15 protein-coding genes are annotated in these 16,780 nt (G+C 68.6%); 8 read left to right on the top strand and 7 right to left on the bottom strand.

Translation table 11 applies throughout. The annotated features are described in order from the left end of the window. The first annotated feature begins 10 nt into the window (after positions 1-10). Positions 11-1,312 (top strand): hemolysin family protein, encoded by a 1,302-nt coding sequence (locus ASF06_RS08395; protein WP_055945522.1) that lies wholly within the window; start codon positions 11-13, stop codon positions 1,310-1,312. A gap of 97 nt (positions 1,313-1,409) precedes the next feature. Here the strand turns inward: ASF06_RS08395 and ASF06_RS08390 are convergent, their stop codons facing one another. After that, the gene (locus ASF06_RS08390; RefSeq protein WP_055945520.1) at positions 1,410-2,387 is read right to left on the bottom strand and encodes a zinc-binding dehydrogenase; all 978 of its coding nucleotides are present in this window, start codon (positions 2,385-2,387) and stop codon (positions 1,410-1,412) included. A 96-nt stretch (positions 2,388-2,483) separates the two neighbouring features. Then, the gene (locus tag ASF06_RS08385; RefSeq protein WP_055926335.1) at positions 2,484-2,873 is read right to left on the bottom strand and encodes a DUF1304 domain-containing protein; all 390 of its coding nucleotides are present in this window, start codon (positions 2,871-2,873) and stop codon (positions 2,484-2,486) included. A gap of 96 nt (positions 2,874-2,969) precedes the next feature. Between ASF06_RS08385 and ASF06_RS08380 the strand changes: the two genes are divergently transcribed. The 5 genes from ASF06_RS08380 (at position 2,970) to ASF06_RS08360 (ending at position 9,393) form a co-directional block, all read left to right on the top strand. After that, positions 2,970-3,566 (top strand): TetR/AcrR family transcriptional regulator, encoded by a 597-nt coding sequence (locus ASF06_RS08380; protein WP_055945518.1) that lies wholly within the window; start codon positions 2,970-2,972, stop codon positions 3,564-3,566. Between the two features lie 168 nt (positions 3,567-3,734). Continuing rightward, positions 3,735-3,992: a DUF6458 family protein gene (locus ASF06_RS08375; RefSeq protein WP_055945516.1), complete on the top strand. Its 258-nt coding sequence runs from the start codon at positions 3,735-3,737 to the stop codon at positions 3,990-3,992. A gap of 11 nt (positions 3,993-4,003) precedes the next feature. Next, entirely contained in the window at positions 4,004-5,470 is a 1,467-nt protein-coding gene (locus ASF06_RS08370; RefSeq protein ID WP_055945513.1) for a serine/threonine-protein kinase, read from the top strand. Positions 5,471-5,612: 142 nt separating this feature from the next. Further along, a complete protein-coding gene (locus tag ASF06_RS08365; RefSeq protein ID WP_157439122.1) occupies positions 5,613-8,072 on the top strand; it encodes a DUF2156 domain-containing protein in 2,460 nt (819 codons plus the stop codon). Then, the gene (locus ASF06_RS08360; protein WP_055945508.1) at positions 8,056-9,393 is read left to right on the top strand and encodes an alpha/beta hydrolase; all 1,338 of its coding nucleotides are present in this window, start codon (positions 8,056-8,058) and stop codon (positions 9,391-9,393) included. Before ASF06_RS08365 ends, ASF06_RS08360 begins: the two co-directional genes overlap by 17 nt. A 9-nt stretch (positions 9,394-9,402) precedes the next feature. Here ASF06_RS08360 and ASF06_RS08355 read toward each other — a convergent pair whose 3' ends face one another. Genes ASF06_RS08355 through ASF06_RS08345 form a run of 3 tightly spaced genes read right to left on the bottom strand, consistent with a single transcriptional unit; the run spans position 9,403 to position 12,424 of the window. Next, positions 9,403-10,668 (bottom strand): ABC transporter permease, encoded by a 1,266-nt coding sequence (locus ASF06_RS08355; protein WP_235500943.1) that lies wholly within the window; start codon positions 10,666-10,668, stop codon positions 9,403-9,405. After that, a complete protein-coding gene (locus ASF06_RS08350; protein ID WP_055945504.1) occupies positions 10,665-11,384 on the bottom strand; it encodes an ABC transporter ATP-binding protein in 720 nt (239 codons plus the stop codon). The genes ASF06_RS08355 and ASF06_RS08350 overlap by 4 nt, the downstream gene beginning before the upstream one ends. After that, the gene (locus ASF06_RS08345) at positions 11,381-12,424 is read right to left on the bottom strand and encodes an efflux RND transporter periplasmic adaptor subunit (RefSeq protein ID WP_200920337.1); all 1,044 of its coding nucleotides are present in this window, start codon (positions 12,422-12,424) and stop codon (positions 11,381-11,383) included. Before ASF06_RS08345 ends, ASF06_RS08350 begins: the two co-directional genes overlap by 4 nt. Before the next feature lie 159 nt (positions 12,425-12,583). Here ASF06_RS08345 and ASF06_RS08340 point away from each other — a divergent pair, with 159 nt between their 5' ends. Then, on the top strand, positions 12,584-13,132 hold the full coding sequence (locus ASF06_RS08340; protein WP_157439121.1) for a hypothetical protein: 549 nt from the start codon (positions 12,584-12,586) through the stop codon (positions 13,130-13,132). 21 nt (positions 13,133-13,153) lie between these two features. On the opposite strand, the gene ASF06_RS08335 is transcribed toward ASF06_RS08340, so the two are convergent. Continuing rightward, entirely contained in the window at positions 13,154-14,356 is a 1,203-nt protein-coding gene (locus ASF06_RS08335) for an EAL domain-containing protein (protein ID WP_055945497.1), read from the bottom strand. Between the two features lie 167 nt (positions 14,357-14,523). Here ASF06_RS08335 and ASF06_RS08330 point away from each other — a divergent pair, with 167 nt between their 5' ends. Next, on the top strand, positions 14,524-15,522 hold the full coding sequence (locus ASF06_RS08330) for a cation diffusion facilitator family transporter (protein WP_082500788.1): 999 nt from the start codon (positions 14,524-14,526) through the stop codon (positions 15,520-15,522). Positions 15,523-15,629: 107 nt separating this feature from the next. Here the strand turns inward: ASF06_RS08330 and ASF06_RS08325 are convergent, their stop codons facing one another. Next, positions 15,630-16,433, bottom strand: coding sequence for an alpha/beta hydrolase (locus ASF06_RS08325; protein WP_055945496.1), 804 nt, complete (start codon positions 16,431-16,433; stop codon positions 15,630-15,632). Between the last annotated feature and the right edge of the window lie 347 nt (positions 16,434-16,780).

The raw sequence follows: 16,780 nt of genomic DNA, 5'->3' as shown, positions 1-16,780 counted from the left end.
AGGTCCGTCGATGAACGGCGAACTCGTCGTCAGCGTCGTTCTCGTCATCGTCTTCGTTCTCGTGGGCGGCGTCTTCGCCGCCACCGAGATGGCACTGGTGACCCTGCGCGAGAGCCAGATCAACGCGATAGCCCAGCGAGGCAGGCGCGGAACGACCGTTGCAGGGCTGGCCCGCAATCCGAACACCTTCCTCTCGGCCGTGCAGATCGGTGTGACCGTCGCCGGCTTCGCGTCGGCGGCCTACGGGGCGTCGTCGATCGCTCCGTCGGTCACGCCGCTGCTCGAGAACCTCGGCCTGACGGCGGCGGCCGCCTCGACCACCGCCACGATCATTCTGACCCTGCTCATCGCCTACTTGTCGCTGGTGCTCGGGGAGCTCGTGCCCAAGCGGCTCGCCATCCAGCACAACGCCCGGTTCTCGTACGCCGTCGCGCCCGTGCTCGGCGGTTTCGCCACCCTGATGCGGCCGGTGATCTGGCTGCTGTCGGTGTCGACGAACGCTGTCGTGCGGCTGCTCGGCGGCGACCCGAACAAGACGGGCGACAAGCTCTCCGACGAGGAGCTGCGCGAGATCGTGACCAGCCACGAGGGCCTGCCCGACGACGAGCGGCGCATGCTCGACGATGTGCTCTCGCTGCGCGACCGGCAGGTGAGCGAGATCATGCGGCCCCGCCCCGAGGTCGTGGCGCTGACCGTCGACGATTCGATCGCCGACGCGCTCGAGTCGGTGCGCGCGCTGCCGTACTCGCGGTTTCCGGTCGTCGACGCATCGATCGACGACATCGTCGGCTTCGTGCACGTGCGCGACCTGTACGAGGCGTCGAGTTCGTCGACCGGGCTGCGCGAGCTGATGCGACCCATTCCCTACATTCCGTCGACCGCCCGAGTGCTGCCGACCCTCACGGGCCTGCGCGCATCCGGCGACCAGATCGCGGTCGTCTTCGACGAATACGGCGGAACAGACGGCATCGTCACCCTCGAAGACCTCGTCGAGGAGATCGTGGGCGAGATCTTCGACGAGTACGACACCGAGACGGCGGCCGCGGCCATGATGGAGCAGGGCGGCTCGGTCGACGGGCGGCTCAACTTCCAGGACTTCGAGGAGGCGACGGGCGTGACCCTGCCGCCCGCGGCATCCGACACCGTGGCGGGCTTCGTCGTCGAGCGGCTCGGCCGGCTCGCTGTTGTGGGAGACAGCGTCGAGGTCGACGGCGGCACCCTGCAGGTGGCGGCGATGGACCGCCGCCGCATCTCCGAACTGCTCTACACCCCGACCCTGACGACGTCAAAAACGGTCGTCGAGGCGGAGTAGCGGATCCGTTCAACAGGACGAATTGTCGAGCTGCGGCGTGTCGACGGGCGCCACGCCGCAGCCGGAACGATTCGTCCTGTTGAACAGGACGGGCCGGCTACGGGCGCAGCAGCACCTTGCCTCCGCGGCCCGCGACGAAGTTCGCGGCAGCCGCCTCGCGGGCCTGGTCGAAGGAGTAGATCTCCTCGACGGGAAGCGTCAGCGAGCCGTCGCCGATGCGCGTGACGAGCTCGCCGAGCAGGGCGGCGCGCTTCGCGCCGTCCATGCCGCCCATGACCTTCGAGCCCCAGAATCCCGAGACCGAGATGCTCTTGAAGATGACGGGGCCGGAAGGGATCTCCATGACGGGGGAGTTCATCGCGCCGAAGACCACGAGTCGGCCGTTCTCGGCGAGCAGCGACACGATGTCGCCGGCGGCCGATCCTCCGACCGAGTCGACGCCGACCGTGATCGCGGCACCCGAGGTGATCTCGTCGACCGCGTCGCGCCATCCCTCGGTGTCGGTGGCGACGACGTTGCCGATGCCCTGGGCCTTCAACTCGTCGACACCGGCCGCACGGCGAACCAGGCCGAGCACGTTGATGCCCCGGGCTGCGGCGAGCTGGGCCACGAGTCGACCGACCGCACCGTTGGCGGCGTTCTGAACGAGCCAGTCGCCCTCGGCCAGGTGGAGGGTGTCGAGCAGGCTGATGGCGCTGAACGGCATCGACACGAGCTGCGCGGCGACCTCGTCGGAGATCGCATCGCCGACGGGGATGAGGCCGGCGGCCTTGGCGATGAAGTACTCGGCCCACACGCCGAAGGTGCCGCCCGTGGCCACGCGCTGGCCGATCTCGAGGCCGGTCACGCCCTCGCCGAGCGCATCGATGACGCCCACGGCCTCTGTTCCGGCCCGGGCGGGCAGCTCGGGCTTGAACCCGTAGGTGCCGCGGATCGTCCACAGGTCGTGGTTGTGGATGGGGCTCAGAAGGGTGCGCACGCGCACCTCACCGGCGCCGGGCTCCGGGGTGGCGACGGTCTCGACGGCAAGAACCTCTGCGGGGTCTCCGAATTCGTTGTGGATGAGGGCGCGCATGATGATCTCGACTTTCTGTGGTTCTGGCGCTGACGATGCAGCGCCGGTGGTGATGGAGAGCTGGTTGTGATGCAGAGCTGGTTGTGGTGGATGGCGTCAGACGGCGAGGGCGATGATCGTTGCGATCACCGCGAGAAGGGGGATTCCGCCCTGCCGGATCGCGGCGGACCGCTTCGACGGCGTGGAGAGGAACAGCACGGCCGCGGCCGCGAGCATCGAGCCTGTGCCGACCAGCATGAGCGCGGGGCCGACCGGCGAGGTGCTCACGAGAACGAACACGATGCCGATGACCGTGACGATCGCGAGGAAGAGGTTGTAGAAGCCCTGGTTGTAGGCGAGCGAGCGGGTCGCCTCGACCTCTGCGGTGGATGCCGGTCCGAACGTCTTGCGGGCGGCCGGGCCGTCCCACGCCAGAGACTCCATAAAGAAGATGTAGACGTGCAGGGCGGCGGCGAGTGCGGCGAGCACGACGGCGGCGATGATCATGATGAGGTCCTTTTTTTGAACTGACCGTTTCACTATAGACTCAATCGACCGCGATTGTCAGGTCGTAGCCATCGTCAGGTCGAAAGGAGCCGGGTCATGGGAAGAACGCGTTCGTTCGCAGAGGTCGATGTGGCGCGCGCCGCGCGCGGTGTCTTCTGGAGCCGCGGCTACGAGGACACCTCCCTGCCCGACCTCGAGGAGGCGACCGGCCTCAACCGGTCGAGCATCTACCACTCGTTCACGAGCAAGCGGGGCCTCTTCGACGCCGCCGTGGAGTCGTATCTCGACGACGTGGTGCGACCGCGCCTGGCGCCGCTGCGTGCGCCCGAGGTCGCGCCCGACGCGCTCGAGGCCTACCTGCAGGGTCTTCGGCAGGCGATGGTCGACAACAAGACAGCCTTGGCGAAGAACGGATGCCTGCTGCTGAACGCCACGGGCTCGTCGCTGGGGCATGAGGCCGCGCTGCTGGCGGTCGTCACGCGGTACTGCGACGACCTCCGCGCGGCCGTCGCATCCGGTGTCGCCGCCCGCCGGCCCGAGCTCGGCCGTGGGGCCGCCGACATGCTGACGACGACCGTGACCGGGCTGGTCTTCGCGTCGATGGCCATCGTGCGCGTCGACGGTGCGGCGGCGGCCGCCACGCTCGATGCGGCGCTCGCCGCGGTCGCCGCGGTCGTCGCAGGGTCGAGCTGACGCTGCTTACTACTAGTCACGACGCCGCTTCAAGCCCCGATCGCCGCCGCTCCGAGAGTGGTAGACATGGGCGAATCGGTTCGACGGCTCTGATCCACACCCGGATCGAGCGACGTGCCGTGCGCTGATGCGAACACCTCGCGCCAGCGCAGATCGAAAGGAATACCCATGGGTATCGGAAGCGGAATCGCACTGGTCGTCATCGGAGCCGTGCTGGCGTTCGCGGTGAACATCGACCTCGGTGGCGTCGTCAACCTCAGCCTGATCGGGTACATCCTGATGGGCGCCGGCGTCGTCGTGTTCCTGATCAGCCTCGTCTTTATGCTGCGCCGCCGCCAGACGACGTCGACGACCCGCTCGGCCGTCGATCCTGCAAGCGGCGAACAGGTCACCCGCAGCACGCGCGACAGCGACCCGCTGGTCTGAGCGCACCCGATATGGCAGACGGTTCGAGCGACGGCCGGCTTCCGTCGAATCCTCTGCTCGGCGGCCGCTACCGCCTCGAGTCGCGCGTGGGGTCCGGCGGCATGGGCGTCGTTTACCGGGCGACCGACGAGACCCTGGGGCGCACGGTCGCGGTCAAGCTTTTCCGCGACTCCGAAGCTGCCGATCTCGGCCGCAAGACGTCGGAGACCCGCCTCCTCGCCGCGCTGAACCACCCCTCGCTCGTCACGCTGTACGACGCTCGCATCGACGGCGACGGAGATGCGTACCTCGTGATGGAGTACGTCGACGGCCCGACCCTGCGAACGCGCATCGCGGATGGCCCCGTCTCAGCGGTGGATGCGGCACGAATGGCCCGCGACCTGGGCGAGGCCCTGCACGTGGTGCACAGCGCGGGCGTCGTGCACCGCGACATCAAGCCGGCGAACGTGCTGCTGCGTCGGTCGCTGACTCCGGGAGAGGAGTTCACGGCCACTCTGGCCGACTTCGGCATCGCTCATCTGGTCGGGTCGTCGCGCCTGACCACCCCGGGAACCCTGCTCGGCACGGCTGCCTACCTCAGCCCGGAACAGGTGAGGGGCTCCGAACCCGCGCCGCCGTCCGACATCTATTCGCTCGGCCTGGTGCTGCTCGAGGCTCTCACGGGCGAGCGCGTCTTCGGTCAGCCGGTCGTGCACGAAGCCGCGCTCGCCAGGCTGACGCAGGACCCCGACATTCCCGGCTCGCTCGGCTACGGGTGGAAGTCGCTCCTGACGGCGATGACCGCGCGCGACCCGCAGGAGCGTCCGACCGCGCTCGAGGTGGTGACCGCGTCGCATGACCTTCGGTCCGAAGGGGTGGCCGCGGCCGAGTCGACGGCGTCGACCCGGGCGATGACGATGTCCGACGTGCCTGCCGTCGAAGCCACGGCGACCCGGGTGATGACGGCGTCTGGCCTGCCCACGGCGTCTGGCCTGCCCACGGTTGCTTTTCCCACGGCGTCCGACCTGCCCACGGTCGCTTTCGGAGCGACGGCGGCGTCGGGTCCGCCACCCCGTTCTCCCCGATCGCGCCGATGGGGACTGCTTCTGGCCGGTCTCGGTGCTGCGGCGATCGTCGGGGCTGTTCTGGTCGTGACATCGCTTATGGGCGCCGACTCGTCGCCGATTCCGGCGACGACCCCGTCGACCTCCGAGGCGCCCGCCGCGCCCGAAGAGGATTCGACCACGGGCGACGACCCCTCCAGCGAGGAGCCGGTGAGCGTCACGGATCCGGCCGAGCAGGAGCCGGTCGAACCGACCCCCGGACAGCCCGAGCCATCTGCGCCCGAGCCCGGCGTCACATCCGAGCCCGGCGTCACATCCGAACCCGTCACCCCGCCGGGACCCGGCGACAACGGCACGGGCAACGGCGCTGGCAACAACGGCAACGGCAACGAGAACCCGGGCAAGGGTGGCGACGACAAGGGCAAGGCCAAGTAGCCGATCCTGACAGATCGCAGAGCGCGAGCCGAGCCTTCGCTTCGGGTTTCTCATGCATTGGGCCAGAGAGGGTTTTTCCTCACTTCGCCTCGATACTCTTCACCGGCGCTGGTGGTGTGCGTGCCCGTGATCTGAGGTAGTCGTGCTTGTTGTTCGTTGGATGCTCCGTCGGCCCGTGACGGTGCTGTGCTGCATCGTCGTGATCGTGCTGAGCATCGTCGGGTTCGCCTCCAGCACCTACGACTGGGGCTGGCAGCTGCTGGCCACGGGCCAGGACGACGTCTTCCGGCACCACCGCTGGTGGGGCCTGATCACCGCCTTCCTCGCCGTCGACGGTGGCGGCGCGCTGATCTTCGTCGTTCCGTTCATCGTGGCGGTTGTGGGCGCCGCCGAGCGGCTCATGGGCAGCTGGCGCACCGTCGTCGCCTACGTCGCGGGCAGCGCCGCATCCGGTCTCATCGGCTTCGCCCTCAGCTGGGTCGAGAGCACCTACCTGGGATTCCTGCCGCTCAACGCCCCCTCCATCGACGCACTGTCTCCCGCGACGGGCGTCATCTGCACGGCCATGGCCGCCAGCTCGTTCGCCTCGGCCCTCTGGCGTCGCCGGATGCGGCTGGGCGCGTCGTTCTTCGCCGTCACGTTCTTCCTGTACTCCGGCGGGGCGGGAGACTTCTACTCGCTCGTCGCCGTGCCCGTCGGGCTCGTGCTCGGCTTCGTGCTCGGCGGTTCGCGCTCGAGGTTCCGGCTGGTGCGCAGCTCGCACCACGAGATCCGCACCCTGCTGGCGACGGTGGTCGCCGTCGGCGCGATCGGCCCGGTCGTGGCGGCACTGATCGGCTCGGGCAGCGGGCTGCTGTCGATCTACGGACTTCTTGCGGTCGACGAGCACCACCCCCGCGGCGCCCTGATCGCGCTCCTGCCCGTCGCCGTGGGCGTCGTCGCCGCGTGGGGAATTCTGCGGGGCCGACGGGCAGCCCTGTGGCTGGCGGTGGGCATCCACCTCATGATGTCTGCGGTGATGGTGGCGGTCTTCGTGGTGATCCAGCCCGAGACGATGACGATGATCGCCGAGGAGTCGAACCAGGAGGTCGACCCCTACATCTGGCAGACCCTCACGGGGAGCGCGCTCTGCGCGATCCTGCCGTTGGCGAGCGCCCTGCTGCTGATTCTGCTGCGCAGGCATGTCGACGTGCGCACCTCCGCCTCGAGCGTCAGGCGGTTCTTCGTGATCGCGGGGAGCGCGCTCGTCGGCGCCGCCCTGCTGTCGGTCCTCGGATCGCTGGCCATCAGGGACCAGTTCACGCCGACGGTGGATGTTCTCGACCTCCTCCGCGCACTGCCGCTGCGCCTCGTTCCTCCGACCTTCGTGGCCTCCGACGGACTGGCGTTCGTTCCGTCGATGCGCGGGGCGATCGCGCTGTGGCACCTGCCGTCGACCCTGTTCTGGGCTGCGGTCGTCGTCGCATCCTGTCTGCTCGTCTTCAGCCGCACCTCCGTGGCCGGCGATGACGACCGAGTGCGCGCCCGAGCGATTCTGACCAGGGGCGGCGGGCACACCATGTCGTTCATGTCGACCTGGTCGGGCAACTCCTACTGGTTCGATCCCGAGGTCGATGCCGCCGTGGCCTACAGGGTGCAGGGCTTCGTCGCGGTGGCGGTCGGCGGCCCGTTCGGCCCCGCCTTCGCCGACCCGCGCGTCGTCGAGAGGTTCGTGCGCTTCTGCGGGGACCACGGCTGGACCGCGACGTTCTACGGGGTCGACGACGACGCGCTCGACACCTTCGCCGCCCTGCGCTGGCAGCGACTCAAGGTGGCGGAGGAGGCCGTGCTGCGCCCCCGCGACTGGAACCCGACCGGCAAGAAGTGGCAGGACATCCGCACGGCCGTGAACAAGGCGGCGCGCGCCGGCGTGCAGGCTCAGTGGACGTCGTGGAAGGACCTGTCGCTGCTGCAGAGGTCTCAGCTGCAGGCCATCTCCGAGGCCTGGGTCGCCGAGAAGAATCTGCCCGAGATGGGCTTCACTCTCGGCGGCATCGACGAACTCGCCGATCCGGCCGTGCGCCTGATGCTGGCGGTCGACGCAGACGGCACGATCGTCGCCGTCACGAGCTGGCTGCCGCTGTACGCCACCCAGGACGGGGCGCAGGGGCCGCGGGTCTGCGGGTACACCCTCGACTTCATGCGGCGCCGCCCGGATGCCGCCAACGGAACGATGGAGTTCGTGATCGCCGCGGCCGTCGAGCAGGCGAAGAGCGACGGAATGGACCTGCTGAGCCTGTCGGGCGCCCCGCTCGCGAACGCAGCCCCCGAGTCGTCACAGCTCGAGGTGCGTGCGAGCGTCGTGGCCCAGCTGCTCGACTACGTCGGCCGGTCGCTCGAACCGGCCTACGGGTTCCGCTCGCTGCTGAATTTCAAGAAGAAGTTCCAGCCGCAGTTCGTTCCCCTCTGGCTGATCTACCCCGACACCACCGACCTCCCGGCGGTAGGAGCGGCCATCGGCCGGTGCTACCTTCCGCAGCTGTCGGTGCTGCAGGTGAGCAGGCTGTTGAGGGATCTGAGACCGAAGGCGACACAGGAGGTGCATCGTGAACCGGCTTCTTGACCTGGGCATCACTGAGGGTCCGGTGCTCGTCGCCGTCTACGCGCTCGCGCTCGCGGCGGTCGTGCTGCTCGTGGCCCGTCGGCCCGGCCGCCGGTGGACGCGGCGTCGCTGGCTCACGGCGGTCGCGGTCTCGGCAGCGGCGGGCGCGCTCCTCGGACTCGGGCTGACCTGGCTCCTCTCCGACCGCCTCGACCTCTTCGGCGCCGACCTGACCCCCGTCGTGCGTGTATGGATCGCCGCGGGGTTCGCCGCCTTCGGCGTGGCGATCGTCTCGATGCGACGCGCATCCTGGATGCGCGTGGTCGCGTCGGCGCTCGCGCTCGTTCTGTTCGTGCTCACCACGGCGATGGCCGTGAACGTCGACTTCGGCCAGTACCCCACGGTGCGCAGCGCGCTCGGCATCAGTGCGATCGAGGACGAATCCGCGCAGCCCCTGCCCGCGACCACGCCCTCGGCGTCGCCGTCGTCGCTCGACGCGTGGGTGGCGCCGGCGACCATGCCGAAGACCGGAACCCTGACGACGGTGACGATCCCGGCATCCGAATCGGGCTTTCCGGCACGGCCGGCCATCGTCTATCTTCCGCCCGCGGCACTCACCACCGATCCGCCGAAGCTGCCGGTGCTCATCATGATGTCGGGCCAGCCGGGCAGCCCGCAGGATCCGCTCATCACCGACAAGCTGGAGGCGAGCCTCGACGCCTACGCAGCGGCTCACGACGGCCTCGCACCGATCGTGGTCTCGCCCGATCAGCTCGGCGACCCCACGGAGAACCCGATGTGCGTCGACTCGCCGCTCGGCAACTCGCAGAGCTACCTCACGGTCGACGTGCCCACCTGGATCAAGGCGAACCTCAACGTCATCGACGATCCGCACTACTGGGGAATCGGTGGGCTGTCGCAGGGAGGAACGTGCTCCATCCAGCTCGGAGCCGCCTTCCCGAATCTCTTCGGCGTGATCCTCGACGCGTCGGGAGAGGCGTATCCGCGCATCGGCGACCCGCAGAAGACGGCCGACGCGGCGTTCGGAGGCAGCCTCGCCCGCTACGAGGCCGCCTATCCCGCGGCGATCATGCAGCAGCACGGACCCTACGACGACACGTTCGCGGTCTTCGGTGTGGGCTCGAACGACGAGGCGTTCCTGCCGCAGGTGAAGGCGATCTATGCCGACGCGCAGGCCGCCGGCATGACCTCGACCTACATCGAGGCGCAGGGCAGCGCGCACGACGCCACGACGTGGGCGTACGTGTTCGAGCAGGGGCTGCAGCTCATCGCCGACCACTGGAAGCTGGGCGGCGCCTCGACGGCGAGCGCGACGGGCTAGCGGGCCGGCTCAGTAGCGGATGGCGTCGATCACCTTCACCCGCACGGCCACGAGGGCGGGCAGCAGGCCCGCGAGTGCGCCCACCGCGGTGGCCGCCACGAGGCCGAGCAGCGCGGCTTCGGCAGGGAACGGAGGGAAGTCGCTGACGAGCCCCTGGCCCACGAGGTTCATGGTGAACGGGTTCTGCACGACCAGGATGGCCGCGATCACGCCGACCGCTCCGGCGGCGATCGTGGCCACCACGCTCTCCATCATCACGGCGAAGAACACGCGCCCGGCCGTCGCGCCGAAACTGCGTCTGATGCCGATCTCCCGCACGCGCTGCTTGACCGTGACGAGGGCGATGTTCACGAGTCCGAGCGCACCGAGCAGCAGCACGAGCACGGCGATTCCGCCCACGACCAGTTTGGTCACGAGAAAGGGGTCGTCGCCGTACTGGGCATAGTCCTGGCGGTAGACGTCGACCTGGATGCCGCCGGTTCCGCCACCGGGGGTCGCGAGCGCAGACGAGAAGTCACGTTTCACGATCTCCATGAGCTGATCGGAGATCGCCGGGGGAACCCACATCTCGTACTGGGTCGAGCCGGCATACGGATCCTCGACAGCCACCGTGGAGCTGGCGGCCTTCATCGCCGCGAGGTGGTCGACCAGCATGAACATCGCCGGTTCGGTCTCGTAGCTGGCCACCGGGTAGACGCCCACGATCACGGCCGTGGTGCCCGGCCTGCCGCCCTGGGCGCCGAGCTCGACGGTCGGGTGCGTGAGCAGGTCGGGGCTGCCGAGCCGCTCCCAGAAGATCTGGTTCACCACGAGGGTCGGTGCGAGCAGGGCGTCGTCGTCGGGGCCGAACCAGGCGCCCTCGGTGAGGCGCACCCGATGCATCTCGCCGTAGGGCTGGTCGACGGCCTGCGTCTGCACCTGCACGACGCCGGTGGTGAAGGGAACCGCCTGCGTGGTCTGCAGCACCCGGCTGCCGTAGTCGATGTCGTACCGTGCCAGCGTCTCGGTCCACGTCGCATCCATCGTGCTCGAATCGACCGGGGCCCCGTCATTGCTGTAGGCCGAGACGTAGAGGGAGGCGGGCCGCCCGCTCTGCCTCTCGCTGAGCTCCTCGTTGGCCTGCTGCACGATGCCGCCGAGGGCGACGACGGTGGTCAGGGAGCACACGGCGACGGCGACTCCGATGAGCGAGAGCAGCACGCGTGTGCGGTGCACGCGCAGCTCCTGCCACGCCTCGATGACCGCCCCGACCAGGCTGGTGAACGCACGCCTCACGAGAGGGCCTCGGATGCCGTCGCGAGCTCGACCTCGTCGACTCGCGTGAGCACGCCCCGGTCGAGTCGGAAGTGGTCGCGGGCCCGGCTCGCGATGGCAGGGTCGTGCGTGATCGTGACGAGGGCGGCGCCCGTTCGGGTGGCGACGTCGTCGATGAGCTGCATCACCGAGCTGCCGGTGTCGAGGTCGAGCGCGCCCGTGGGCTCGTCTGCCAGGATCAGGCGGGGTCCGCGCACGAGGGAGCGGGCGATGGCGACGCGCTGCTGCTCGCCGCCGGAGAGCCGGTCGGGCATGCTGTCCATGCGGTTTCCGAGGCCGACCTCCTCGAGCATCTCGGCCGCGAGCTTCTTTCGGCGCCAGAACGCCTTGCCCTCGGCATAGAGCAGGGGCATGGCCACGTTCTCGAGCGCGGTTCTGCCCGGGAGCAGGTTGAACTGCTGGAACACGAAGCCGATCTGCGCTCCCCGCACCCGGTCGCGGGCCGCTCCCGAGTAGGACTTGACCGGCTTCTCGTCGAAGGTGAGGAGGCCGCTCGTCGGCATGTCGAGCAGACCGAGAAGGTTGAGGAGCGTGGATTTGCCCGAGCCCGAGCGGCCCACGATCGAGATGCGGTCGCCCGGCTCGACCGTGAGGTCGACGCCGTTCAGGATCGTCAGGGCCGGCTGGTCGGGTGGGATCACCGTGCGCGTGACGTCGCGCAGTTCGAGCAGGCTCACCTCACTGAGACCGCGCCGCAGTCGACCGCTCCCGGCGGGCAGCCTGCGGGGTCGGCCAACGCGCCCGGCGCGAACTGCAGAATCTGGTCGCCCTCCACCAGGCCGCCGGTGATCTCCACCTGGCTCCCGTCGTTGAGGCCGAGGCCGACGGCGCGCTCCTCGGTGGTGCCGTCGGCCAGCGACAGCCAGACGGTTCCGCTCTGCGCGGCACCGCGCACCGCGGTGGTCGGCACGACGAGGACGTTCTCGGCCTTGCCCCCCGCAATGGTCATCTGGGCTGCGAGCCCGGAGAAGACGGTGACGTCGCCGGGGATGGGGCAGCTCACGGTGGTGGTCGAGCCGCCGCCTCCGCCGCCGGTTCCGGATGCTCCGGCTGCGCCGGTCGTGTCGCCGCCGGTCGATCCGCCGCCGCCCTCGCTGCCGGCGAGGGGAGTGGTGATGCGCAGGCCCGTGCAGGTGAAAGCCGCGGGTCCGCCGGTGATGGCGATCGACGCATCCGTCGGCTGATCGACCAGCCGGTAGCGCTGCTCGGGCTGCAGCGAGCCCGAGACCGAGAACGTGGGCGGGGCGATCTGCCCGGCCGTCATGCCGATCGTCACGTCTTGTTTGGAGATGACGCTCAGCGAGCTGAGCACGCCCGCCGCCGGCGCGATGACCTGCTCGTAGCGGTAGATCGGGGGCTTGGTCTTGCCTTCCTCGTCGATCATGTCTTCGGGCGCGCGCACGATCTCGACCTTGACGTCGAAGACGACGTCGCCCGCGGCGACCGTCGAGCCCTGGGCGAAGAAGATCTCGTCGACGGTGCCAGCGGCTGTGGACTTGAGGGGCGTTGCGGGGTCTGCCGAGACGGTCGCCTGAACGACGACATCGTTCACGATGGTGCCCAGAGCGACGGGAATGACCGGTTCGACGATCTCCCCGGTGGGAACGGCCGACACGTCTTCTGTCTTGTCGGGGAAGAAGGCGAGCTTTCCCAGAGCCACGGCGATCGCTGCGATCAGCAGGATGCGCAAGACGGGGAAGACCCATTTTCGAACCACGCCCACGCCTTCTCCTTCACTCGCGTATCCCCGCATCAAGGTACCACCCTGACTATTGCAGGTCTGATCGATCATCATGGAACTCGAAGTTCCAACGCATGCGGCATCGCGCGGGCGTCGCATGCGAGATTAGAGTCGGTAGGGAAAGGGGCGGGATCAGTGGAACCGGTGAACGATGCTGTGCGCTCCGTCGCAGGATGGCTGTCGCGTCACTCCACCGAACTCGGCTGGCGCCCGCTCTCCGGCGACGACATCGGAGAATTCGATCTGGGCACCGGCTCACCGCACTCCGCTGTTCTGCAGGTCGTCGACGATGAGTGGCAGCTTCGGCTCCACACGGCGAAGGGACCCAGCCTTCCGGTTCTCGGGCCGGTCGAATCGTCGCTCGATGTGATCCTCGACGCGCTGATGTTCGCCCTGTACATGCGGGCCACGGCAGAACTCGACCGGCCGGATCGCAGCGCGAGTGCGCAGCTCGCCCTCGTGCTCCACCGCTTGGCCGAGGCCACGGACGATGCGCGCTATGCGGGACGGGCCGCTCTGCTGCTCGCCGGCCACGCCGACAAAGACGGTCGAGACACCGAGGCACGCGCCCGCGCCGAGGACGCCGTGCGGTTCTTCGCCGACGCCAGGGACCTGACGGCGGAGGACAATGCCCGCGCCGTGCTCGAGAGCCTTGCGCCGTCGATGAATCGCCGCAACGCCTGAGGAACCTGAGGAATCGGCTGCCTAGAGCCGTGCCACGAGGGTGCGCGCCGCCTCGATGGTGAGACGACGGTCGTGGGTGAGGATGAACTCGAAATCGTCGTTCGATGGGGATGGCTCGCCCACCTGGCGTGCGGTCAGGGTGGCGGCGAAGTCGGGCGAGATCACCACCACGTTCCACTCCGCCACCAGAGGATCCTCCTTGTCGAGCTCGACCGCGTACACCGCGTCGCTGAGCGTCAGTAGGTCGAAGCCGTGGCCGAACACTCCGACGAAGGCGGCTGTGTCGGCCAGCGGGTAGTACCGTTCCACGGCCCGCTCGTCGAAGTTCTCGCGGTGCTGGAACGTTCCGAGGACGACGGCCGACCCGTTCTCCTGCGCGGCTCGCGCCTCGAGGAACAGGCTGATCTCGAGAAGCAGGTCGCGGTGAGACGGTCGCGTCTCGCGACGCTCCGCCGCCACGGAGAAGGGCGTGTCCTGCCGAAGACCTGCGAGGCGACCCGCCGGCGCCGGACGCACTCCCGAGAGCCAGGGCAGAGTATTCGGCAGCCTGCCCGGGACTCCGAAGAACGATCCTCGACCGAGCGTCGCGCCGAGGGCCCGAGCCGTGGTGAGATGCCCCTCGTTCTCGACGCCCGTCGCGAGCACGAGGCATCCGGTCGCCTCGGCGTAAGCAGAGATGGCGCTGACGATGGATGCGACGTGCTGGTCGGGCAGGCCGCCGATGAGTCGAAGATCGACGTCGATGACGTCGGGCGCGATGATGGGAAGCAGGGCCAGGGCGTGAGCGTCGACGCAGACTTCGGTGAGGGCGATCGCCCAGCCCTGGTCGCGGATGTCGACAATGGACTTCAGCAGGGCGACCAGATCGGCTGTGGCGAGGTTGTGCCCGCGGATCTCGAGGACCATCGGTCGAGCGCGGGCCGTGTCGTCGAGGGACAGCGCGTGAATCGTCTCCGGCTCGGCGTGGAAAAACAGGCTCCGGGGCAACGACAGGCCGGCTCGCTCCGCGGTCTTCATCGCGGCGATCCGTCCGGCACTGTCGACCTCCGCCAATCGGTCGCTGTCGGCCGCCGCAGCCCGCAGCGCAGTGGGGGAGTCGAGCGGAGAGCCGGGAGGGCCCTGGGCTGCCGTTCCGTATGCGATGACCGACATGGAGTCGAGATCGAAGATCGGCTCGAAGCTCGTGCGGAGGAGTCCGGTAGCGAGGAGGCGGTCGAGTTCCACGCTCGCCGCCGAGGGCTCTGCGGTGCCTGATCGTTTGGACGAATTCACGGGTCTCAAGCATTGCACCGTTCACCCGGCGATGCACACTCGGCGACATCCCCTGTTGGGGGTACAGACTCGGACGATCCCGCCCAGCAGAACGATCGGCGCTGTGGCATCGTTGGCCTGTGACCACGACACCCCCGGCGGGAGCCTCGGCAGGCGGCTCCGCAGAAGCCTCCGCAGAAAAGAAGCAGGACAGCACCCTCACCGTGCTGGTCGCATTCGGCGCCAACGCGCTGGTGGCCGTAGCCAAGACGATCGCGGCGGTGCTCACGGGCTCCGCGTCGATGGTCGCCGAATCGGCGCACTCCTGGGCCGACACGGGCAACGAGGTGTTCCTGTTCATCGCCGAGCGACGCTCCGACCGCGCGCGCGACGAGGACCATCCGCGCGGCTACGGCAAGGAGGCGTACGTCTGGTCGCTCTTCGCGGCATTCGGACTCTTCACCGTCGGCGCCGTCGTCTCGGTGATGCACGGCGTGCAGCAGCTCTTCGAGCCCGAACGCGACGCCGACTACACCATCAACTACATCGTTCTGGGCGTCGCCCTGGTTCTCGAGGGGATTTCGTTCCTCCAGGCACTGCGGCAGGCGCGCTCCGCCGCGCTGCGACGGAGGGTCGGAACGCTGCACCATGTGCTCGACACGTCGAACACCACCCTCCGCGCCGTGTTCTTCGAAGACGCGGCGGCGCTCTCGGGTCTCGTCATCGCGTTCCTCGGCATTCTTCTGCACCAGCTCACCGGCAATGCGGTCTACGACGCCGCCGGATCGATCCTGGTCGGGCTGCTGCTCGGTGTGGTCGCGTTGGTTCTGATCGACCGCAACCGCCGTTTTCTTGTGGGTCAGGTCGCCGACGACGAGATCGAGAAGATCGTTCTCACGGCGCTGCTCGCGGCTCCCGAGGTGGAGCGGGTCACCTACCTGCACCTCGAGTTCGTCGGCCCCGAGGAGTTCTACCTCGTGGCCGCCGTCGACCTCGTGGGCAACGACCGGGAGGGGGATGTGGCCGAGGATCTGCGGCTGGCGGCGCTCGAGATCGAAAAGAGTCCGTACATCACCGAGGCGGTGCTGACCTTGTCGCTGGCGGGCGAGGCGTCATTGCCGGCGCCCGAGCAGGCCTAGCCGCAGGCATCCTGGCCCGTCTGTGAGACCGGGCCGTGGGCATCCTGCTTCCCCGGACGTCTTGCCCGGCCGTGGGTATTCGGATTGCCCGGCCGTGGGCATCCGGCTTACTGGCCGAGCGACTGCTGGCGGAGCCAGACGAGGATCTCGGTGGCGAGCTGGTTCCAGCCGTGGTCGATGGTGAGGGAGTGGCCGCGGTCGGAGAAGGTGATGAGCTCGGTCACCGCGTTCGAGTTGCGGTACTGGGCGAGGGTCGCGTCGACGAGGGTCTCGGGCACGGTGTGGTCCTTGCCGCCGGCGATGAGAAGCAGGGGTGCGCGGTCGTCGTTGTCGGTGGCGACCTTCGCCTCGGAGTGCAGCGTGAAGTTCGCGACCGCGGCCTGGAAGAGGGGTCTTGCGGGTGAGGGGATGTTCCAGGCGTTCCAGAGCGCCGACGACTCCTCCTCGGTGAGGGCGTTGCCGAAGCCGAAACGCCACTGCTCGTGGGTGAGCGACACGGCCTTGTGCAGGTTGCCTGGATTGCCGAGGACGGGGAACGACGACCGCAGCTGATTGAGAGGGAGGGGGAGCACTCCCTTGATCTGCGCCGGGTCGATGGCCACGCCCGCGGCGCCGTAGCCCTGGCCCAGCAGCTTCTCGACGATGAGCCCACCGAACGAGTGCCCGATGAGAATGGGCTGCACGTCGAACGAATCGACGATGCCCTGAAAGTGCTCGACGACATCGTCGATGCCCTTGTCGGCCGCGTCGTCGGGATGCGCGCGCGAACTCTCGACGGTGTCGTGTTCGCCCGGCCAGAGGGGGGCCACGGCCGTGTAGCCCTCGTTTTCGAACAGCTCGATCCAGGGCTGCCAACTGGATGCGTGCACCCACAGGCCATGGATGAAGACGACGGGCTGGGGTGACGACATGAGAGATTTCCTTTCGATGGATCGGAAAAACACTGTGTGCACCACCATAGAACCGCACCCGTGGCCGTGTCGCGCTTTCGGGCGCGATGGCTGACGAGGCGCGGCTGTGCGCCCCGCCGTTCCCTGAGCTTGTCGAAGGGGCCCGTTCCCTGAGCTTGTCGAAGGGGCCACCGTTCCCTGAGCCTGTCGAAGGGCCACCCGTTCCCTGAGCTTGTCGAAGGGCCGCCGTTCCCTGAGCCTGTCGAAGGGCCGCCCGAGCTCGCCTCGCTCCTCTCCTCCACAGCCCCCCTTCTGGCCAAGTTATCCACACCAATATCCCCTGATCAAGTATTGAATGCCCCTGCCGA

This window comes from Agreia sp. Leaf244 (assembly GCF_001422695.1).
Classification (GTDB): Bacteria; Actinomycetota; Actinomycetes; order Actinomycetales; family Microbacteriaceae; genus Agreia.
This window is presented reverse-complemented; position numbering and strand designations above follow the sequence as displayed.